A 21,636-nucleotide genomic window follows, 5' to 3' on the forward strand; every position below is an offset into this window, starting at 1 on the left:
GTCCGTGAGGACATACCTAAAGCTGCCGGCCCCGACGATCCCAGTCCTGGCGACGGGCTTCTTCCTCGTCCCAGAAATGACCGTCGTAGTGGCGCACATAGAGCAGATAGGCGGTGAAGACCGCGCAGATAATCAGCATTGCCAGCATGAGGTAAAGAAAGGGACCCCAAGCTTGATTCCACCGGAATGCAATTTGCACGATTGCGTTTACGGCCATGAAGGACACCATGACCAGCTGCCAGCGAAATCCGCCCCGCGTCATACGCGGCTCAAGGCGCTTCCGACCCTCAGGCATATTCGGAGCCTACAGCCGGAGGAGCTTTCTGTCATGAGCTAACACCGGCCCCGCCACCGAGCAGTATGAGTGCCGTTCACCGTCGGCAAATCACGGAGGCGGCTACTCCCGTCCCATGAATACCCGTGCATGCCAGTTAAGTAGGACGAGTAGAAGTAGATGAGAGAACCTGCCTTACGAACTCCGCGAGGGAGCCCTTCGCGAAGTCGGAGCAGCAATCACTGCACATCCTTTCGGTGGCTACCAATCGAGTTCATCATGGCGGTCGTCAAACCGATTCAGTGCGCGATGGTGGCCTGAAGTGCTGCACCGACTATGCCGGCATCATTGCGGAGCGTGGCAGGAAGTACTGCGGTTCCCAATTTGAGGTTGGGTAAGTAATCGTTGGCGTGCTGTGAATGCCTCCACCGATGATAACGAGTTCGGGCGAGAACAAAAAATTCCAGGTGTGACAAGCATCGCTGCAGCACGTCGCTGTACTCCTTCCAGGAAAGTCCGTCCCTTTCGCGTGCCACTGCTGAAGCCCGCTTTTCGGCCGCAACACCATCTACTTCCAGGTGTCCGAACTCGGAATTGGGGACGAGCTGACCGTTGAGGAACAACGCAGATACAATGCCAGTCCCCAGCGTGATGGCTAGGACCGAACCGTCTATGCACATGCCAGCGCGGTAACTGATTTCGGCATTACCTGCGGGATCAGCGCCGTTTACAGCCTGTACCGGCCGACACAGCCGGGCGCTTAGGAGTTGGTTGATGTCAGTGTTCAGCCAGCTTTGCTCCATGTTCGCCGCAGAGTGCACAACGCCATGCCGGATTATGCCGGGAAATGTCACACCTACCGGTGCAGACGCAGCCGGAGCCTGCGGGTGGACTGAGATACATTCGATCACCAAGGAAACTGCCGCGGCTACTGCTTCGGGGGTCGCCGGGTGCGGAGTCGGTACGGTCACCGAGGAGTTTTTGCCTTGATTCTTGTCTCCCAGCCCTCCTTTGATACCCGTGCCTCCAATGTCAACGCGGATAAATGCAATGTCCATGCGCTTGGTACCGAAGAAGTGTGAAAACCGTGCACTAGCGTATCGCCGGGGACTGCCGTTGCCGCCCCGGCAACCTTTCTGCCGAGATCGGTAGCCCCCACGAGTCGTTGCTGCTGAAGGCGGCGTCGAAGCTGGTTTGGGAGGCGGGGAAGTCGAATTTCTTCAGGGCGGCGAGGGCTTCGGGGGCGCCATGCAGGCGGTCCATGCCGGCGTCTTCCCATTCCACGGAAATGGGGCCGTCGTAGCCGATCGCGGTGAGGGCCCGGAAGGAGGATTCCCAGGGCACGTCTCCGCGTCCGGCTGAGACGAAGTCCCAGCCGCGGCGGGGATCGCCCCACGGCAGGTGCGAGCCGATCACGGTGTTCCTGCCAGTGGGCCGGAGCTTGGTGTCCTTGCAGTCCACATGGTAGATCCGGTCCTTGAAGTCCCAGATAAAGGAGACAGGGTCAATGCCTTGCCACATGAAGTGTGAGGGATCCCAGTTCAGGCCGAACGCGGGCCGGTGTCCGATGGCTTCGAGGGTGCGGACGGTGGTCCAGTAGTCGTAGGCGATCTCGGAGGGGTGGACTTCGTGGGCGAAGCGGACACCGCATTCATCGAAGACGTCCAGGATGGGGTTCCAGCGGTCGGCGAAGTCCTGGTAGCCGGCGTCGATGACCTTTTCGGGGACGGGCGGGAACATGGCGACGTATTGCCAGATGGAGGAGCCGGTGAACCCGACGACGGTGTCTACTCCCAGTGCGCGTGCCAGGCGGGCGGTGTGTTTCATTTCTTCGGCGGCGCGTTGGCGGACGCCTTCGGGTTCGCCGTCACCCCACACGCGCGATCCGACGATTGCTTCGTGGCGGAAGTCGATGGGGTCATCGCAGACGGCTTGGCCTTTGAGGTGGTCTCCGGAGATGGCCCACACCTTGAGGTTGTACTTTTCCAGTATGGCGAGTTTGGATTCGACGTAGCCGGGTTCGTCCCAGCGCCAGGCGTCCAGGTGGTCTCCGGAGATGGCGATTTCCAGGCCGTCGTAGCCCCAGCCTGAGGCAAGGCGGGCGACTTCCTCGAAGGGGAGGTCGGCCCACTGGCCGGTGAACAGGGTGTACGGGCGGGGCATGTCAGGCTCCTTGCGTAGCGAAGGTTGGTTGTAGGACAGGCGTGACAACACCGCGGTTGTCGGCCGATTCCTCGATGACGGTCAGGACACGTTGGATCTGCAGTCCGTCTTCGAATGACGGCGAGGGCGGGGTCTGCTCCTGGATGGCGGTGAGGAAATCCCGGATCTGGTGGGTGAAGGTGTGTTCCCAACCGATGATATGGCCCTGCGGCCACCACGCCGCCAGATAGGGGTGCTCGGGTTCGTTGACTAGAATCCGGCGAAACCCCTGTTCGCGGACTGGAACGGTAGCGTCCAGGAAACGGAGCTCATTGAAGTTTTCCAAGTCAAACGCGAGCGAACCAGCAGTGCCGTAGATCTCTATGCGAAGGCTGTTCTTTTGGCCGGTCGCGACTCGAGACGCCTCAACTGACGCACCGACGTCCCCCGTCAGTCCAAGTGTGGCCCAGACAGCATCATCTACCGTGACATCTTCGGGGCCGTGGGGCCCGGGACGTCTTGCGACGAATGTCCGCAGTGTTCCGGTGGCCTCGGTAACTGTCTCATTGGTGAGATGTTGGATTTGGTCGATGGCGTGGGAGGCGATATCGCCGTGGGCGCCGGAGCCGGCGGTTTCCTTGCGGAGCCGCCAGGTCATGGGGGACTCGGCGTCGGAGAGCCAGTCCTGAAGGTAGGCGGCCCGGACGTGGCGGACGGTGCCGAGCCGGCCTTCGGCGATCAGTTCGCGGGCCAGTGCAAGAGCGGGGACGCGGCGGTAGTTGAAGCCGATCATCGACTGCACGCCGTTCGCGCGGGCCGTTGCCGCGGCTGCGGTCATGGCTTCTGCCTCGGCGATCGTGTTCGCCAGCGGCTTTTCCACGAGGACGTGTTTCCCGGCAGCGAGGGCGGCAACAGCGATTTCGGCGTGCATCCAGCCCGGAGCGCAGATATCGACGATGTGGATGTCGTCCCGGGCAATGACGGACCGCCAGTCGGTGGCGGACTCTGCCCAGCCGTACTTGGCGGCCGCCTCCGCAACGGATTCGGCGTCCCGGCCGACGAGGACTTTCTGCTCGAAGGCGGGGACGTCGAAGAAGCTGGCCACGTTCCGCCACGCATTCGAGTGGGCCTTCCCCATGAACGCGTAGCCAATGGCGGCCACACCCAGCGGGGCAGATGCTGGGCGGTATGCCGGGGAAGGCGTTTGGTCGGATGGGCGGACTGGGGTGGTCATGGTGTGGTTCCTCGCTGATTCTTAGAGCGTGGCGGTTTCCGGCGCCCAGTCCTCAGGGACGGGTTCGGAGGAGGGCGCGTTGCTGGTGACGTCCACGAATGAGCCCGATTCCACGGATTCGGAAATCGAGACCATGGTGTCCAGCACGTGGTAGGCCAGTTCGCCGGTGGCCCTGTGTGGAGTGCCGGAGCGCAGGGCACGGGCCATGTCCAGCACGCCCAGGCCGCGACCGTTGGCCGGTCCGGTGGCGGGGATGATTTCGGGTTCTTCCGCGCCGGGTCGCCAGAGCTTGAGGCCGCCGTCGAAATAGTTCGGGTCCGGCAGCGAGAGCGTGGCCTCGGTGCCGGTGATTTCCACGAACCCCATTCGCTGGCGGGGGGACTCGAAGGAGAACACGCTGTGGGAGGACGCACCGCTTTCGAACTGCGCCATCGCGGAGACATGGGTGGGGACTTCGACGGCGAATTCCTCGCCGGCCTTCGGACCGGAACCGATGATCCGGGTCGCCCTTGCGGAGGAGCCGACGGCGGCAACCCTGCGCACCGAGCCGAACGTCTGGATCAGGGCAGTGAGGTAGTACGGGCCCATGTCGAACAACGGGCCGGCGCCGTGCTGGAACAGGAACGCCGGGTTCGGGTGCCAGGATTCCGGACCGGGGGTCTGGAAAGTGGTCATCCCCGTCAGCGGAGTTCCAATGTCGCCGCACTCGATGATGCGGCGGGCGGTCTGCAGGCCCGCACCCAGGAACGTGTCCGGCGCCGTTCCGAGGCGGATGCCGGCGGTATCTGCTGCCTTGAGCAGCCCCAGTCCGGACTCGCGGTCCAGGGAGAAAGGCTTCTCCGTCCAGATGTGCTTGCCGGCGTTGACCGCAGCCGTGGCGACCTCGACGTGTGCTGCCGGGATGGTCAGGTTCACGATGATTTCGACGTGGGGATGGTTCAGCGCCTTTTCCGGGCCGCCCCACTCGGGGACGCCGCATTCCTTGGCGCGCGCCTCGGCGGCGTCCTCGAAGAGGTCGGCGATGACCAGAACCTTCAGGTCCGGAAAAACCGTGAGGTTGTCCAGGTACGCCTTGCTGATGTTGCCTGCTCCGATGACGCCGACGCCCACCGGCCCCCGAAGGGAAGACGAGGTGGACGGACTGGATGCTGCGGGGATGCTCACGCGTTGGCTCCTTCGGTAGCGCCCGTACCGGCGCTGGCCGCGTTGCTGTTCAGGAAGGCCAGGCTCTGCGCGATGCCGTCGAAGATGTCGCCGGAGTAGTCATCGAATTCCACCACGCCAACTTCGAGGGATTGTGCCGCGGCGATCACCTCCAGGACCGGGACGTTGCCCTGCCCTGCTGCTTTTTGTGCCTTGTTGTCCTTGTTTATGGGACCGTCTTTGATGTGGATGAACTTCACCCTGTCGCCGAGCTTTGTGAGGATATCCACGGGGTCGTGGCCGCCCACGGCCACCCAGTAGGTATCCACCTCCAGGATTACCGCGGGGTCGAGGTACTCGGCGAGGTATTCCAGCGCCGTTCGCCCGTCAACAATGGACTCGAGTTCCCACTCATGGTTGTGATAACCCACGCGAATGCCATACTCGGCGCCTTTCTTCGCAGCGGCGTTGAGCTTGGCCGCAGTGGACTGGATGGTTTCGGCGTTCTGCCATTGGTCCGCTGGCTGGTAGGGGTCAATGACGGTGCTGATGCCCAGTTCCTTCGCCGCGGTAAAGATTTCATCCTGGTCCTGGGAAAGCAGCGGCGCATGGCCGGAGGGCGCCGTGAGGCCGTTGTCCTTCATCGCGGCGCCGAGCTCCTTGGTCGTAGCGACGAAGTTGTAGGGCTCAACCTGGGTGAAACCGATCTCCGCAACCTTCCTGAGAGTTGCGGGGAGGTCTTCGGAGATGGCATCCCGGAGGGTGTAGAGCTGAATTGAATAGGACATTGTTCTTCCTTTTGCGGGTGGTTCTGAAACATCGGGGTTAGCTGTTGTTTCGGCGAACCCCGGAAGCCTGTTTCGGCTGTTACGGGGCGTTATTTCAGTCTTTTGATGTGCGGATTGCTGCCTCATCCCTTGACGGCTCCCTGCATAACGCAAGCGACGAGTTGCTTGCCGCGGATGAAGAACAGCACCAGCAACGGCACGACCGAGATGAGCACGCCGAACATGATGAGGGCGATGTCTTTGAAGAACGACCTTGTCGGTAACGTGCATGTTGTTCTCCTTTTAAGCAGGTGGGGTCCAGCAACTTCAGGAAGAGGCGCCCGGAGCTTGCGGTTCCATCCGCCGGCGGGGATTTCGCGGTTGTGGCCAGGGGCATCCAGACGCCGTCAACATTGAATCGGCCGAGCACGGTGTCGCGTCAGGTGAAATCCCAAACGCGCGGCTTCGGTTGAATCTGTGCCCAGGAAGACACGCCACATGCGGGTGTAATCCCCGCGCTAGACGATCACGTCGTTTCTAATCCTTACTCAGGTTGGCCACGAGGGCGTCCTCTGTGTGAGTAGTAGGCGCCCGGCTCTGATCGGGCCTGCTGTCGAGTGAGAACTCGCGCAGGGTTGGGATGGTTTTTGATGCGCAGAGTTGAGAGAACCAGTGGGAGCTGAGTTTCGGGGTCCGCTGGAGGGTGTCGTAATCGACGTGAATGATGCCGAATCGCGGTCCGTATCCGGCGGCCCACTCGAAGTTGTCCAGGAGTGACCAGACCAGGTAGCCAACAACGTTGGCCCCGCGGTGGCGGGCGCGGTCAGTTGCCGTGACGTGTTCGATGAGGAAGCGGGTACGGTCAAAATCTAGGACAACGTTGTTGCCGTTCAACGAGGTGACGGTGTCGGGAAAAGCTGCTCCGTTTTCCATCACCATGATCGGCAAACCAGGATGTTCAGCAGAAAGTGCCACGAGGTGGTCTTCGAGGCCTTGGGGTTCAATCCCCCAGTCCATCCCGGTCCGCTCGAGGTCTCCTCGTCGAAGGAACTCAATTCTTTCCGAGCCCGGGAAGGCGGTGCCGCCGTCTTTTTCGGTTTCCGGGTCATAGGCGGGGTTCAGGCGTACATGCATGACTTCGTAATAGTTCACGCCCAGGAGATCGATCGGTTGATGACTGGTTTCCAAATCCCCGGGAAGGACGAAACTCCAGTCCGTGAATTTCCGTGTGTCGGCGAGAAGGTCGGCAGGGTACTGCCCGTTCAGCATGGGCCCGGTGAAGACGCGGTTCGCCACCGCGTCGAACTGGCGCGCAGCTTCTGCGTCTTCCGGGGTTTCAGCGGCTACGCGGAAGATGTTCAGTGCCACAGAGATTTGCGCGTCGTTCCGGGTGATGGTTCGCCGGAGCGCTTTGACGGCAAGTCCATGCGAAAGGTTGAGGTGGTGCGCTGCGATGAGCGCATCTTCATGGCTTGTTCCACCGGGTGCAAATGCTCCACTGCCGTATCCGGAGAAGGAGTTGTTCCAAGGCTCGTTGTGGGTCGACCAGATATAGACGCGGTCACCGAGAGCAGCGCCCATGATCTCTGCGTACTTTTCGAAGGCGAAGGCGGTCTTGCGTCCGCGCCAGCCGCCGTACTTGTCTTCCAGCGCTTGTGGAAGGTCCCAGTGGTTGAGCGTTACGACCGGTTGGATTCCGCGCGCCAGCAGACTGTCAACGAGGCGTGAATAGAACTGTAGGCCCTCAGCGTTCACCTCGCCCTCACCGGTCGGCATGACGCGCGACCACGAGATCGAAAACCGGTAAGCGGTTAGGTTCAGGGCCTCCATCAACCCGAGATCCTCCTCGACACGGTGGTAGTGGTCGGCGGCGACGTCTCCCGTGGCGCCCCCTTCGGTCTTCCCTGGAGTGTGGCTAAAGGTATCCCAAATGGAGGGGCCCCGTCCCCCTTCGGTTGCGCCGCCCTCAATCTGGTAGGCGGCGGTCGCGGCGCCAAGAATGAAGGAGGGCGGTAAATCGATGTGTCCGCTATCGAGGAGACCGTGGTACATGGTCAGTCCTTTCGCGTCGGTCGCGTGACCGCGTTGGTTCCGCGGCAGCGGCTGGTTCATGGCAAATCCGCGGTGAGGGTCAGAGACTTTGATTCAGTCAGGTATGCCCTGCTGTCCGTCACGTCCGCAGTTCCGCCGGTAACGTCCAGCAGAGTGCGCAGTGGGCGGTCGTCCGAAGACGCGCCGACTGAAATGGACATTGGGCCTGGCTCAACGATCCACCTGCCTTCAAGCGAGAGGTAGGCCAGGAGCGCCAGCTGCAGGGTGAAGACCAGTGTTGCTTCCTGGCTAGGCTCCAGCGTGATGCGCTGGAAGCCGGCAAGTTGAAGCGCAGGTCGTGAGATTCCGAGTGCTTCGTCCTCGACGTACAGCTGGACCACTTCGGTGCCGGTGCGGCTGCCGCTGTTGATCACCGTGACCGTCACTTCGACCTCTCCGTCCGTGGCGACTGATGGCGTGCTGAGGGCCAGTGCTGAGTACGTGAAGCGGGTGTAGGTGAGACCGTGCCCGAACGGAAACAGTGGTGTGGCGGCCTCATCGACATATCCGCCATGGTCGTCGCCTTCGCGGCGGCGGTAGCCGCTGCCGAATCGTTGGCTGGAGTGGATTGGTACCTGACCGCTTGATCGGGGCATGGTGTACGGGAGTCGTCCTTGCGGCTCGCTGGCGCCAGTGAGAACGTCCGTGACGGCGCGGGGGCCGAATTCGGAGCCATAGTATCCGAGTACGAGCGCGTTCAGTTTTGGTTCGATGACGCCCAGCGCGAGGGGCCTGCCTGAGAAGAGTACGCCCACCATCGGTGTGTCCAGGGTATGGAGCGCATCGACGAGTTTGCGCTGTGATTCAGGAAGTCGCAGATCGGAGGTGTCTGCGCCTTCGCCTTCGGTGCGCTCGGCGAAGAACCAGCGGGCCAGTCCGCCGAGCGCCAGGATAATGACATCTGCGCCGCGCGCCGCGTCAACCGCGGCCGGGATTTTGTCGATGCCGCCGTCAACGTCGCAACCTTCGGAAACCACTACCGTCGCATTCGGCAGTGCGGTCCGCAGGGCCTCGCTGAGCGACGCGGCGTCGTACTGGACTCGTGCGTATTCGTCCTCGCCCATTGACAGGAGATCGCCGATCTCGCCTTCAACGTAGGAGTTATCGGGCTGGAACGTACCTTCATCCACTCCGACCATGGAGCTGGCCACTCCACTGCGCAGAGCGCGGGTCAGGGCGATGAATGCGGGAAACGTATATGGTGCAAATGCGGTACCCACCGCATCGGCGTGAGGACCAATGATGGCTATGCGTTGTGCATTGCCGAGGGGCAGGACACCGTCGTTCTTTAACAGCGTGACCGACTCGTGCGCCAGCCGCGACGAGAGCTCGCGGCCCTCCTTGGCAATTGACATCACCGTGACCTGATCGGTGGACACATACGGATTCTCGAACAAGCCGAGCTCGAACTTGTGAGTGAGGACCCGCAAGACCGCCTCATCTACAAGTGCCTCACTGATCTCCCCGTCCTGGATGGCGGAGATAAGGGCTTCCCCGTACCCGAAGGGAGCCGGTAACTCTACGTCAATGCCAGCGCGAAGTCCCAGCACCGCTGCTTCGCGCGCATTGCTGGCGGCCCGGTGGTGGACGACCAGGTTCTCGATTGATCCCCAGTCGGAGACCACTGTCCCGTCGAAGCCCAGTTCGTCCCGCAACAGGTGGCGGAATATCCGCGAGTCAGCGGCAGCGGGCACGCCATCCCAATCGGAGAGGGAATTCATGACCGAATCCAGGCCGGCCAGTGTGATGGCGGCAGCGAACGGACGCGCATAAACCTCCCGGAGCTCTCGCTCGCCTAGGGTCACGGACGCCATGTTTAGCCCTGCGTCACTCATCGCGTAACCAAGGAAATGCTTGCCAGTGGCAATCACCCCATCCTTCAGCGACGCTCCACGCAGGTTGCGGATGAACGAGACTCCAAAAGCGCTCACGAGGTAGGGATCCTCGCCATACGTCTCGTGTACTCGCCCCCACCTTGCATCTCTTGCAACGTCAAGGACCGGCGAAAGCGCGTGGTGGAAACCAACCGAGCGCATCTGCCGGCGTGTCAGGGCGGCCATCTCACCGACCCCTTCTGGATCCCACGTCGCCGCAAGGCCGATCCCTGTGGGGAACGAGGTAAATGACGGTGCGTTGACACCATTCAGTGCCTCGACGTGCATGATGGCGGGAATCCCCAGACGGGTATTCTCTACCAGGTATCGCTGAACCTCATTATTGAGCCGCGCGACCTCGGCAGCAGTCCGCGGGAATCCCCCCATATGGGGTTCCACGTACCCGATCCCATCACCGAGCTTGGTGGCGGCGATTCCGGGGCGAATGCCATCTGCGTCGAACAGCATCGTCGGCACCAGAGAGGTGAGTTGTGCAACCTTCTCCGAGATTGTCATTCGTTTGATCAGATCAACGGCCCGAAAGCGCGCTTCCTCCACGTATTGCTCCTAAAGTTTCTTGCTGTGTGGCTCACCGAGGTGGCCTCTCGCTTGGACGTTGATCAGCCCGAGGCATCTACTGGTGTGGTGTGGTGTGGTGTGGCGGCCGGGCCGGTTGCCAACGTCGGGGAGGAGTCGCTACCGGCCGCCGACGTATCTACTTGGCCCGGACTTCAGCCCTTGACTCCGGAGGAGACGGTGGAGCGGATGAAGTAGCGCTGGGCGAAGAAGAAGATCGACAGCACGGGCAGGATGTACAGCACGGCAGCAGCGGCCTGCACGGTGGGAATGGTGTTCCCGTTAGGGTCCTGGTACCACGCGGTAATGGCCACCGCGAGGGTCGTGTGGTCCGTGTCCAACAACAGTGCGGGTCCAATGTAATCGCCCCAGGTCCACGTGAACGACAAAAGGAACGAGGTAATCAGCACCGGGCGGGAGAGGGGAAGGAAGATCTGGACGAAGATTCTCAGCCAGCCGGCACCATCCATAATTGCCGCGTCTTCGAGTTCGCGCGGGAGCGACGAGAAGAACTGGCGGAAGAGGAACACCATATACGGTGATGCGGCCAGCCCCCACAAAATCCAGGGCCAGTAGGTGTTCACCAGCCCGATTTGCGAGAAGAGAACGTACGTTGGCAGCAGCGTCAGAATCTGCGGGATCATCATGGTTGAGAGCAGAACCAGGAACAGGGCCTTTTTTCCGGGGGCCCTTAGCCGGGCGAAACCGAAGCCGACCGTAGCGCTCGATATGGTTATCAGCACCGAATACGTTGTCGCGAGGAATAAAGAGTTGGCCGTGTAGGCCACAAAGTCCATTTGGGTAACGGCCTCGACGAAGTTGTTCCATTGCGCCTTATCAGGCAGGACCTGGATCGGAAACGAGGCCCATTCAGCGGGTGTCTTCAGCGCCGCAAGTATCAGCCACAGGAATGGGCCGATAAAGAACACCGACAGGAGCAGGATCAAAATGTAGAGGATCGCCGGGGGCCGCTTGTCCTTCCGGACCTTTTCGGCTTTCCGGATATGTTTGGCCTCGGGTGCCAGCCCGGCGGGTGTTTCACGCTCAGTCGTGGTCATCGGGTTGCTCCTTCTTTCTCGGCTTCCGTGTCGACTTCGTAGTACACCCATGACTGGCTCGAGCGCAGGAAGAGCAACGTCAGACCGAGGATGATGAGGAAGAACACCCACAGCATTGCCGATCCGTAGCCGAAACGGTTGCTGAGGAAGAACTCCTTGTAGACCTGCACCATGTACAGGTTGTTGCTGTCCGGCACCCCACTGACCTTCGAGATACCGGCCGAGCTGGTCAGGAGCAGGGGCTGGATGAAGACCTGCAACGCCGCGATCACGCCCGTGATCACCTGGAAGAAGAGGATGGGCGAAATCATCGGTACTGTCACGTGCCGGAAGACAGACCATCGTCCCGCGCCGTCGATGGTGGCCGCTTCCTCGAGCTCGGCCGGAACGCCCTGAAGAGCGGCGAGCATGATGATCATGCCTGCGCCCAGACCCCAGAGCATCAGGATCACCAGAGCGTAGAAGGCGGTAGGGTCCAGAAGCCACGCGATCGGCTGGATGCCGACGACCCCCAGGATGGCGTTGAGGATTCCTGAATCCCTGTTGAAGACAAGCTTCCACATGATTGCCATGGCGACAACCGGGACGACTGAGGGCAGAAAGAACAGAGTCCTCCACAGTCCCAATGCCCTCAGCCGCCGGTTGATGATCATCGCCAGGCCAAGAGATCCGCCGATGGTCAGCGGGACAACGATGGCAGTGAACAGCAGCGTCCTCAGCAGCGCCATCCACGCCTCGCCGTCACTGAACAGTTCAACGTAGTTATCCAGGCCAACCCACTTGAAGCGCGGAGAGCTGCCGTCGAAGTTGGTGAGGCTCACAAGCAGCCCGAACACCATGGGCAACGCCGTCAGCAGCACGAAACCTATTACCCAAGGCCCGACGAATGCGTAGAACGCTTTCTTGGGGTAGCGGGACCACTTGCGTGCCATAACTGTTAGCCGATCTGCTTCTTGCCCTGCGCGAGGGCTTTGTTCAAGTCATCAGTGAGCGCCGAGCATGCCTGGTCTACGCTCAGTTCACCCTTGATTGATTTCTCAAGGTACGTCTTGATCGTGGCGTTCAAGAGATCTGTCGAGATGTAAGGCGAGTCGGGCAAGGGCTTCGCATACTGCAGTTCATTCTGCGCGACCTGGTACGCCTGCTTCTGGAATGGAAGATCCTGCGGCAACTTATCGCTCAGCGACTTCAGCCCCGGAAGGCCCCAACCACTCGCGGCACGCTCCTTGGCCGGCGTGCCGGCCATGTAATACTCCATGAGCTTGAAAGCTGCATCCTTGTTCTTCGCCTTCTCCGGGATCCACCAACCCTGCCCGGAGAACGTCGGCGCGACACGGGTGTCTCCCATTACAGGTGAAGGAGCCATTCGGACAGTCTTCAGCGCATCGGGGGCGGCGAAGTTGCCGCCATACCAATAGCCATCCTGACTGATCGCCATGCGCTGTGCGGCGAAGGTCGAGTAGTCAGAGCCGTCCGGAAGCGGGTTCAGGGACGTCGGGCCCACCCCTGATTTCCCGAAATCGACGTACCACTGGAAGGCGCGCTTGGCGGCGGCCGAGGTGAAGTCGATCTTGGTCAGGTCTTCGTTGTACAGCTGCCCACCTTGCTGCATTACCATCGCCGACATGGGCTGGGAGAGGGACCAGTCCCATTCGACGCCCAGTCCGAAGGTCCTCGTTGTTGTGCCCTCGGTGACAGTGAGCTTTTTGGCGATTTCCAGGAGGTTGTCGTAGCTGGTTGCCTCGGTGTCACTCAGGTAGGGGACGCCGGCTTTGTCGAAAAGGGCGGTGTTGTACCAGAGTGTCGAGTCCTGGCTCCAGTCTTTGACGACGCCGTATAGGGGACCTTCGCCGCTCTTGGTGCCGTTCCAGCGGAAGCTGTTGTTGACGGGCTGAAGGTCGTCTTCCTTCAGCACATCACTCTTCTTCAGGTATGGGGTGAGGTCCGTAGCCAATCCCCGCGCGTTGAAGTTGGCGCTGCCGACGGCGGCGCCAACAGTAATGTCGGGCGGGTTGCCCGAAGCAAGCATGGTGTTCAGCCGGGTCGCATCGAACAGAACCTGGTTGATCTTGATGCCAGGGTTGTTCTTCTCGAACTCGGCAACCTGTTCCGCGCTGAGATCCTTGGCTCCGACCATGACGGTCAAAGTGGTCTCCCCCGACGGGCTGCTGGCGCCACCGCCGCCGGCGGTGCACCCGGCAAGTAGGGCTGTTGCTGCAATGAACGAGCCCGCGACAAAGGTACGCCGCTTGAGTGTTGCTGCTGGTGTAGGCATGTCTACCTCCTTGTGACATGGGGCGCCCGGAACTGGGTCGCCGTGGTGATCGTGATCATCATTACACGAAAACGAAACAGTTGCTACAATTTTATTCAAGCAGTTTCAAAGGGCCGGTGTTGCCCAAGGCGCCGGGCTATAGTTAGTAAGGTCACTAGCATGAGTGAACAGAAGAGCCCCGGCGCCCGGGGTCCGTACGCAAAATCGGCGCAGCGATCGAGTGACATCCTCGATGCCGCCGCCACTGTGTTCGCAACACACGGCTACCACGGCGGCTCATTGCGGGACATCGCGCGCTCCCTCGACCTCAGCCTGACCAGCATCGTCCACCACTTCGGGTCCAAGTACGAGCTTCTCGAGGCCGTGCTCGAGCGGGCCGACAGGACCACTCCCGGCAACGAAGAGTTCGACTTCGACGCCGCTTGCGCCGAACGCGGGGTCGCGTCCGCCACACTGGAGCGGGTGGAGTCAAGCATCGAGCGGCCCGAACTGCTGCGCCTCTTCGCCATCCTGGCAGCGGAATCCTCCACCCCCACGCATCCCGCGCATGACTGGTTCGTCGCCCGCTACCGGCGCAAAACGGAAGAACTTTCGGCCGCCTTCACCTACGACCAGGCCGCAGGCCGAATCAGCCCAACCCGAGACCCCCACACCCTTAGCCGCCTGCTCATAGGTACCTGGGACGGCATACAGCTGCAATGGCTGATCGACCCGACCGCCGATATGACCAGGTCTATGAGGGCATTCTTTGAATGGGCCCTTCCGGAATCGGTGAAGGATCTCCCTGGCGTTCCGAACCGATCTGCCGCCCGGTAATCTGCCCGATCCTTCTTTCCCCCGCTCCAGTGCCGCGTGGTTAGTGCGGCCTTAGCGGAACCATAACTCCGAAAAATGTAGCAGTCGTTCAAATTTCGTCGTAAGGTGGGCGCTGTCGCTTGTGCTGTCGCGACGACATCGTGACCCCTCAACGAGGAGATCCTTCCATGAGCGGGCCGGAACCGGGCAGCGTGCGTGTGGATCGCCCGCACGGCTCGCAGGGGTAGTGGTGAGTTCGCTGCGGGACGGGTAGTGAAGTCCATTTCCACGATCGCTACGGCAAAGACACTGCCGGACGTGCCCTCGCCTTCTCACTAAAAGCACAATAACTCGCTCCGATCTCGGGGTTCGGCGCGTCTTCGCCGAAACGAAAAATAAAACCGCCCATCCAGGAGAGGATCCACATGACCCACCTAAATCTGGCAACAACACCTGACGGAATCCAGTACCGCGACCTGAACGGGAACGGGATCATGGACCCCTTTGAGGACCCGCGGAGAACACCCGAAGAGCGCACCGAAGACCTTCTCAACCGGCTCTCGTTAGACGAAAAAATCGGCCTCATGTTTCAGACCGTCATCGAATCAGGACCAGGCGGCTCCTTGCTGGAGACAGCCGGGCACATCAGCAAATCACCAACCTCGGTAGTGGTTCTGGCGAAGAACATGACCCACTTCAATGTCCACGGACTCGACGACGCACGCGAAGCCGCCCGGTGGAACAACGCCCTGCAAAAACTCGCAGCTCAAACGCCTCACGGAATTCCCGTCACAATCTCCACGGACCCTCGCCACGCATTCGCCGAAAACGTCGGCGTCGGATTTTCCGCAGGCCCGTTTTCGCAATGGCCGGAAGGGCTGGGCCTGGCCGCGATCGATGAACCTGAAACCACCCGCCATTTCGCCGAGATCGCCCGTGCCGAATACACTGCGGTCGGAATCCGTGCTGCGCTTCACCCGCAAATCGACTTAGCCACCGAGCCCCGATGGGGGCGGCAACTGCAAACTTTCGGTTCCCGCCTCGATCGGGTCATAGCCCATACGGCCGCCTACCTGGACGGCTTCCAAGGCGCCACGCTCGGTCCCGGCAGCGTGTCCTGCACGACTAAACACTTCCCGGGCGGGGGACCGCAAAAGGACGGCGAGGACGCCCACTTCCCCTACGGTCGCGAACAGGTGTACCCGGGCGGCCGATTCGAAGACCATCTGGCACCTTTTAGGACTGCCATCGAGCATGACACCGCGGCCATCATGCCGTACTACGGGATGCCGGTGGGTCTTGAAATAAACGGACAACCGGTGGAAGAAGTAGGTTTCGGCTACAACCGCCAGATACTTCAGGAACTCCTGCGCGAGGACCTCGGCTTTGAAGGTGTCATTGTGACGGACTGGGAACTCGTCAACGACAACGTTATTGGCGACCAGGTCCTACCCGCCCGGGCCTGGGGAGTAGAACACCTCGACGCCCGGGGCCGCATGTTGAAAATCCTTGAAGCAGGAGCGGACCAGTTCGGCGGCGAAGAATGCGTCGAAATCCTCCGCAGCCTGGTCGATGAAGGTCTCGTCGCGGAATCCCGGATCGACGCTTCGGCTCGACGACTGCTGCTGGTGAAGTTCCGGCTTGGGCTTTTCGACAACCCCTTCGTCGACGAAGATACAGCGGCCCGCGTCGTTGGCAGCCCGCAACACCGTGCCGCGGGCGAGCTGGCGCAATCACGCTCCGTTTGTGTCCTCGAGAACAAGCTCCACGGAACTGAACCGACCCTTCCCGTTGCGCCGGGCCAACGTCTCTACATAGAGGGAATCGATCCCGCCATAGCCGGCACGCTCGGAACCATCGTCCCCACGCCGGAGGAAGCAGATCTAGCAATTATCAGAATCGCCGCACCATTCGACGCCAGAGACGACCTTTTCCTCGAATCATTCTTTCACCAGGGAGGGCTTGAATTCCGGCCCGGCCTCATCTACCGACTGAACGCGATATCCTCCCGCATACCCCTGATCGTGGATGTCGCCCTTGACCGTGGCGCCATCCTTACCCCGATCTCAACGATCACATCCGCGCTCACGGCCAGTTTTGGAGTATCCGATTCTGCACTATCGCGGGTCCTCAGTGGCGAAATCACACCAGTCGGACGGCTGCCAATCGCACTGCCAATGGCAATGAATGACGTCCGGACCGTCGCTCCGGACACTGGCCTCGCAGCCGATAAATGTCTTTACCCGGCCGGACACAAAGCACTTCTGTAAACGGCTCCCTCGGGGCCACCCACCCGTTCATCCCGACGCCCCACCAGTCCAAGGGCTCTTGACCCCGGCTCCCCTGCAACTGCTGGATGCTGCATCGAGCTTGGCATGCGTCCGCCGTAGCGCCCCTCGCTTCGCCTCGCACCGCCGCACTCGGTGCGGTGAAAGGAACACATGGAAATCACGACCGGAGAGCTGGAACAGCCCGGCATGCTGGAGGTACAGGTCAAGGACGCCTCTGAGGTGGATAACGCTCTGGAAGAGGCGATATCCGTCGTGCAGAAGGCCGCACGCAAGCACCGGATAGGGATCCTCGTGACACGGATCGAGACGGGCAGATATATCGTGCGTGCTCATCCCGCTGTCCCCTTCGGGTTGATCCGCCAGCGACACGACGACGCCAGTAGATAGACCCCAAGGCAATCGGCATACCCGGAAAGCACGTCCGGAACACGACTGCGCCGACCCCGACGACACAGACAATGGCGGGTTCACAGGTTCCGCGCTGAACCTCGGGAGGCAGATCAGGGGCCTCTTCCTCCGGATCGGGGCCTCTGACCCCCGCGCCCTGCGCAAGAACCCCACGCATGTCTTCAGCGCTTCAAATCAACGTGCGCAGGCAAGCAAACAAAAGAAATTGTTGCACCCGTCACAATTTCGGGTTACCTTTTCACCACCGAAGCAGAACTCGCTGCCGCCGCCTTACCCGGCCGCGGCGGAATGGCACGGCTGCCCCCACCCGGGGTCAGAAACCATCCCAGCGCACCGGAAGCTGGCTCGTATTTCGAGCAGTCACCTTGCGGCCGAACGCGCTGTTGGCAGTCACTTACTCGAAGGAATTCGCCCCAATGAAGACGCGAAAAACTCTAGCCATGCTCGCCACGGTCAGTCTTGGCCTGACGATGTCGGCATTCGCCAGCCAGGCTGCAACCGCCACGACGACGCCAAGCCCAACCTCAGACGCGCTTCCCGCAGTGGGGGCCGAGGGTGGCATCGGCTCGCTCCGGGAGGAGGCCGCGAAGGCTGGCCTCATCATCGGATCCGGTTCAATCAAGGGCATGACATCAACGGCCGATGGCCGGCCCTCGAACTACCTGGCAGAACCTCAGTTCGCGGAGGTGCTGGCCGAGCAGTTCAACAGCCTGTCCCCCGAGAACGACCTGAAGTGGCAATTCGTTGAGCCGCAAGAGGGCATCTTCGACTTCGAGGGCCTGGACCGACTGGCAGCCTTCGGTAAAGCGAACGACATGCAGGTCAAGGGCCACGGCCTGATCTCGGGTTGCTGCAACCCCGATTACCTTGTATCTAAGGTCAATGACCCTGTCGCGTTCCGCGCCGCCATGGTCAATCACTTCAATACGATCATGAAGCGCTACAAGAACAAGATGGACCGCTGGGACGTCGTAACCGAGGCGCTGGAGACGATGGGTGGGGGCCTTCAGCACAACGACTTCTACAACGCCCTCGGCCCAGGCTACATCGCAGACGCGTTCCGGATCGCCCATGATGCGGACCCGAAGGCCAAGCTGTTCCTGAACGAAAACCTTGTGGAATCACTCCCAGGGAAGCGGCAGGAACTGTACGACCTCGTTTCCGGTCTCGTTGCCGACGGGGTGCCGATCAACGGCGTGGCCTTGCAGATGCACGAAACACTCCAGGGGCCTCCGCCCGGAGCCATCACCGAGATGACCAACTTCTTCCACGGCCTGCGACTCGAAGTCTCCATCGCGGAACTGGACGTGCACACATACGACCCCGTCTCCCAAGCAAAGATCTACGGCAACATCGTCACTGAGGCGCTCAACGCCGGCATCAAGGAAATCAGCGTCTGGGGCTTCACGGACAAGCACCTCTACACATGGCTCCCGGGAGCGAAACCGTGCCTGTTCGACGAGAACTACAACCCCAAGCCGGCGTACTTCGCCGTTCGTGATGCCCTGCGGAACTACGTGGAGAAGACGGAACCACTCAAGTACCCGCTCGGCAAACTACCCAAGCAGCCTGTCAGCAAACCCTCCAACACCAGCGACTTGCAACTGTAGTCCCAAAATGGACGCGGCAGCTGATTGTGCACCGGCCGCCCGGTGACACCCGTTGTGGTGCGTGGTCGCACTAACGCACCACAACGAGTGTCCTTCCTGCACAGCGGTAGAGCATCCAAGGGGTGATGGCGCCCGGGAAATCTCATCCCCTCGTAGTAGTAAGCCTTCAGTCGAGTCGGCCGGCAGCGAAATGGGAGCTAGGGTCTAGTCGACGCTGGGAACCCACGCCGTCGCCAGGAAATTGGAATCCGTCCGCCGCCACCCAATGACGCTCTCCGGCCCGGGTAGGACTCACGCCGGGCTCACCCTGGTAACGCGCAGGTTGGAGAGGTGCGACGACGGTTCTCCGGACTCTCCGAGCTTCAGCCCCGCGCTATGCACACAGTCCCGTGCCGCGGCCAAAGCATAAGTATCAGAGGAAGCGTCTTGGCCAGAAGCCCCCGCCTTGGTTATTTACACCCCAAACTGACGTCAAGGTGGTCTGACGTGGGGCGGACTTGGCTAGCGGCGAGACTCTCATATTTATCAGGGGTCCGACCAGTCAGGATGTGTGCATGCCTACCGAACGGCTCGAAGTGGACTCATCAAGTCCGTGTTCTTTGGGCTACTTCCCTGTTCGCGGGCCCTGCTCCATCTCATTTTCTTACCATTCGACTGTCGGGATGAGATGGAAGAAGATGATGAGCGGCCGTCCGGGAAACCGAATTCAGTTCGATTCTGACGCAAGCGTCGGCACCGTGACTGTTCTATTCGAGGTTGGTGACGGTACTGGAGTGCACTTCGCCGGTGGCCTGATCGACGTCGAACCGTCGCAGGTCCCGCGCCCGACGGCCTCAGCGGCCAGTTGGGCGAGTTTCAGCGCGTTGGCGGCGCAGTCGGACTCCGCCCCTCTCAGATAGCAGTGGTCGATGACGGCGTCCGGGACGATCCTGCCGCCCAATGGTCGGGTTGTTCAGCCTTCCGGACCACCATCGTTGCCGCGCTCGTTCGACCGCGCTGGACCGGCTGGTCTCGACGTCGACCACATCGACTTCCTCGGGAGCTTCGTGCGGCCTAATGGCTAAGAATCGCAGAATGTTCGTAAAATGGGATGAGTTCTCTCTAAGTCATCCCTGCATTCGGTGACCGTCAGTAGTGCTAATTGTCGCTACGGCGTGGAGCGCCTTGGCGATGGTTGGTGGGGCGAATGTTGGCTTGAAACACTCGCCCCACGGAACCGTAAGTGGTTCAGTTCAGCCTGCGCATGGCTTTGCTGGGGAGCTAACGACTTCGCAGTGCAGGATGCCAGCCGGGGAAGATCGCCCGGACCTGTCGAGATACGATCCGGGTACTCTTTCCAATGGGAGCCGCAGCGGAAGAGGGCTAGTGCTGGCATTCCCGTCACTGGTCTGCCCTACAGGGTTGATACTTTCGCCTGCTTCGGAGGATTGGGAATGTGCATGCGCTCGGAGGCCAGCATGAGGTTCGACGCATTTGCTGCCGTGAATGCGGATTCTATTGCACCGTCAATCCACCCGGCCCAGCCGGAGGCCAAGTCTGAATTGGCGAAGTGAACGCGCCCGTGGGGTACTTGAAGATGGTTGGAGTACTTCATGACTTGGCCTGGCCGGTACGCCATCCACGTTCCCAAAGAGAATTCGTCTTTGTTCCAGTCGTGCGAGTCCACCGCGAGGACGGTTGCTTCGGGGAGGAATTGGCGTACGGCATTGGTAACGGCGTCCAGGTCCGTTGCATCAATGTCAGCTTCGGCGCTGGCGAAGCAGCAAAGGTAGGTCCCGTCTTCGGTTGTGTATTCCGATGCAATCCATTTGAATGTGGTGTCGATGCCGATGCCGTAGAAGTCGTTTTCCAACTTGGGCACAAGTGCCCAGACTTTCACGGACTGTCCTGCTTGCTTTTCGGTGGCCATGGCACGGTGCGCGTGGGGGAGTTCGGGGACGAAGTTGATTCGTTCCCAGGTGTTGACGGGGGCGGTTACGATGATGGACCTGGCGAGGATCGTCTGGCCGTCCCGGGTAACGACTCGTACTTGCGCACCCTCATCCGCGATCGATGCCACAGCCGTGTCGTAGCGCACCTCGGTTTCAGCTTCGGCGAGGATGTGTTCGATAAGACTCTTCGTTCCCCCGACGAATTTGTCAGTCAGCAGGGTGTACCAGCCCACGGAGCTTCCGAAGCCGCTCACCCAGGAGATGACGTGAAGGGCGGAGAGCTCTTGAGGGTAGGCGCCGAAGTAGAAGGTGGGCCAGGCCAGAAGGAAGTCGCGTGTCTTGGCCGGGACGTTGAGGGCATCAACGTAAGCCGAGAACGGTATGTCCAGGTCTTCCAAACCTGGTTGCCCAAGGGGTGCTTCATAAAAGCGGATGCGGTCTGCGTCCTTGTCGATCTGCACGATGGCGTGCTCGAGCGCGGCCCATTCGTCGGCTGGGATGGGGAAGGCCGTGTTCAGCATCTCACCGTTGAGGCCCCAGCCAAAGTTTGATGCCACGGGGCTTTGGAACGTCTGGACCTTATAGCGTTCCAGCTCCGCCTGTACGAACTTCTGCTGGTCGGGGGCAATCCAGGTGCCGCCGATTTCAACTCCCTGGTCTGTTCCCTGGAACTTCCTGTACCAGGTGCGTCCGCCGAGGCGTTCGCGGCCTTCGAGCACAAGCACGGACTTCCCGTCAGCCCTTGATTCGCGGGCTGCGATTGCACCAGCGAATCCACATCCAACGACAACGACATCAAATGACTCCATTTTGGTCATCTCCTCTTTGTTGTTACTTCAGCGACGAGCCAGCCCGTCAACAGACTGTTCACGGCGATTGTTAATCGGACGTGGCAGGCTGGCGGGGTCCCGGCTGATGGTTTTGAGACCACAGATGGCCTCAACTCTTGGGTTCATAGTTGGCAAACACTCATAGTTAAGTCCGTCTGCCGTTTGGCCGATCTGCGACAGCCTTGCTGCAGCGGCGTGCTGGCTAGTAGTTCGCTGCATCTTCGCGAAACAGGTACACATAGACTGAACTATCTATGACCGAACTTCACGTGTTTCCGCACGCCGACTTCGATCTCTCGCGGGGCAGGGCCAAGGAACCAGCGTGGCCCACACCCAT

At 60.9% G+C, this 21,636-nt stretch carries 15 protein-coding genes and 2 pseudogenes; 5 read left to right on the forward strand and 12 right to left on the reverse strand.

Annotated elements, in window-relative coordinates; translation table 11 throughout:
• Positions 1-16: 16 nt before the first annotated feature.
• From AC6I99_RS21810 to AC6I99_RS21860, 11 genes and pseudogenes are all read right to left on the reverse strand, one after another.
• Entirely contained in the window at positions 17-295 is a 279-nt protein-coding gene (locus tag AC6I99_RS21810) for a hypothetical protein (RefSeq protein ID WP_224092703.1), read from the reverse strand.
• 278 nt (positions 296-573) lie between these two features.
• A pseudogene (gene ppgK / locus AC6I99_RS21815) lies at positions 574-1,332 on the reverse strand (polyphosphate--glucose phosphotransferase).
• A gap of 103 nt (positions 1,333-1,435) precedes the next feature.
• Positions 1,436-2,437 (reverse strand): annotated as a pseudogene (locus tag AC6I99_RS21820) (sugar phosphate isomerase/epimerase family protein); the annotation flags it as partial.
• A gap of 1 nt (position 2,438) precedes the next feature.
• Entirely contained in the window at positions 2,439-3,650 is a 1,212-nt protein-coding gene (locus AC6I99_RS21825; protein ID WP_224092701.1) for a Gfo/Idh/MocA family protein, read from the reverse strand.
• Between the two features lie 21 nt (positions 3,651-3,671).
• Entirely contained in the window at positions 3,672-4,808 is a 1,137-nt protein-coding gene (locus tag AC6I99_RS21830) for a Gfo/Idh/MocA family protein (protein WP_224093936.1), read from the reverse strand.
• Between the two features lie 2 nt (positions 4,809-4,810).
• Entirely contained in the window at positions 4,811-5,581 is a 771-nt protein-coding gene (locus AC6I99_RS21835; protein WP_224092699.1) for a sugar phosphate isomerase/epimerase family protein, read from the reverse strand.
• Positions 5,582-6,097: 516 nt separating this feature from the next.
• Positions 6,098-7,612 carry a GH1 family beta-glucosidase gene (locus tag AC6I99_RS21840; protein ID WP_224092697.1) on the reverse strand — a complete coding sequence of 505 codons (1,515 nt, stop codon included), beginning with the start codon at positions 7,610-7,612 and terminating at the stop codon, positions 6,098-6,100.
• Positions 7,613-7,668: 56 nt separating this feature from the next.
• Positions 7,669-10,041 (reverse strand): glycoside hydrolase family 3 N-terminal domain-containing protein, encoded by a 2,373-nt coding sequence (locus AC6I99_RS21845; protein WP_497943997.1) that lies wholly within the window; start codon positions 10,039-10,041, stop codon positions 7,669-7,671.
• A gap of 215 nt (positions 10,042-10,256) precedes the next feature.
• Entirely contained in the window at positions 10,257-11,159 is a 903-nt protein-coding gene (locus AC6I99_RS21850) for a carbohydrate ABC transporter permease (RefSeq protein ID WP_224092695.1), read from the reverse strand.
• Positions 11,156-12,091 carry a carbohydrate ABC transporter permease gene (locus tag AC6I99_RS21855; protein ID WP_224092693.1) on the reverse strand — a complete coding sequence of 312 codons (936 nt, stop codon included), beginning with the start codon at positions 12,089-12,091 and terminating at the stop codon, positions 11,156-11,158. The genes AC6I99_RS21850 and AC6I99_RS21855 overlap by 4 nt, the downstream gene beginning before the upstream one ends.
• A gap of 5 nt (positions 12,092-12,096) precedes the next feature.
• The gene (locus AC6I99_RS21860; protein ID WP_224165867.1) at positions 12,097-13,434 is read right to left on the reverse strand and encodes an ABC transporter substrate-binding protein; all 1,338 of its coding nucleotides are present in this window, start codon (positions 13,432-13,434) and stop codon (positions 12,097-12,099) included.
• A gap of 159 nt (positions 13,435-13,593) precedes the next feature.
• Here AC6I99_RS21860 and AC6I99_RS21865 point away from each other — a divergent pair, with 159 nt between their 5' ends.
• The 5 genes from AC6I99_RS21865 (at position 13,594) to AC6I99_RS21885 (ending at position 19,437) form a co-directional block, all read left to right on the forward strand.
• Positions 13,594-14,250 carry a TetR/AcrR family transcriptional regulator gene (locus AC6I99_RS21865; protein WP_224092673.1) on the forward strand — a complete coding sequence of 219 codons (657 nt, stop codon included), beginning with the start codon at positions 13,594-13,596 and terminating at the stop codon, positions 14,248-14,250.
• Between the two features lie 404 nt (positions 14,251-14,654).
• Positions 14,655-16,499: a glycoside hydrolase family 3 protein gene (locus tag AC6I99_RS21870; RefSeq protein ID WP_224165868.1), complete on the forward strand. Its 1,845-nt coding sequence runs from the start codon at positions 14,655-14,657 to the stop codon at positions 16,497-16,499.
• 171 nt (positions 16,500-16,670) lie between these two features.
• Positions 16,671-16,907 (forward strand): hypothetical protein, encoded by a 237-nt coding sequence (locus AC6I99_RS21875; RefSeq protein ID WP_223948826.1) that lies wholly within the window; start codon positions 16,671-16,673, stop codon positions 16,905-16,907.
• A 437-nt stretch (positions 16,908-17,344) separates the two neighbouring features.
• Positions 17,345-18,538: an endo-1,4-beta-xylanase gene (locus tag AC6I99_RS21880; protein WP_224165869.1), complete on the forward strand. Its 1,194-nt coding sequence runs from the start codon at positions 17,345-17,347 to the stop codon at positions 18,536-18,538.
• A gap of 737 nt (positions 18,539-19,275) precedes the next feature.
• A complete protein-coding gene (locus AC6I99_RS21885) occupies positions 19,276-19,437 on the forward strand; it encodes a hypothetical protein (protein WP_224092664.1) in 162 nt (53 codons plus the stop codon).
• Between the two features lie 494 nt (positions 19,438-19,931).
• Here the strand turns inward: AC6I99_RS21885 and AC6I99_RS21890 are convergent, their stop codons facing one another.
• Positions 19,932-21,278, reverse strand: coding sequence for a flavin monoamine oxidase family protein (locus AC6I99_RS21890; protein ID WP_224165870.1), 1,347 nt, complete (start codon positions 21,276-21,278; stop codon positions 19,932-19,934).
• Between the last annotated feature and the right edge of the window lie 358 nt (positions 21,279-21,636).

It is taken from the genome of Arthrobacter sp. TmtSoilC77 (assembly GCF_059739415.1).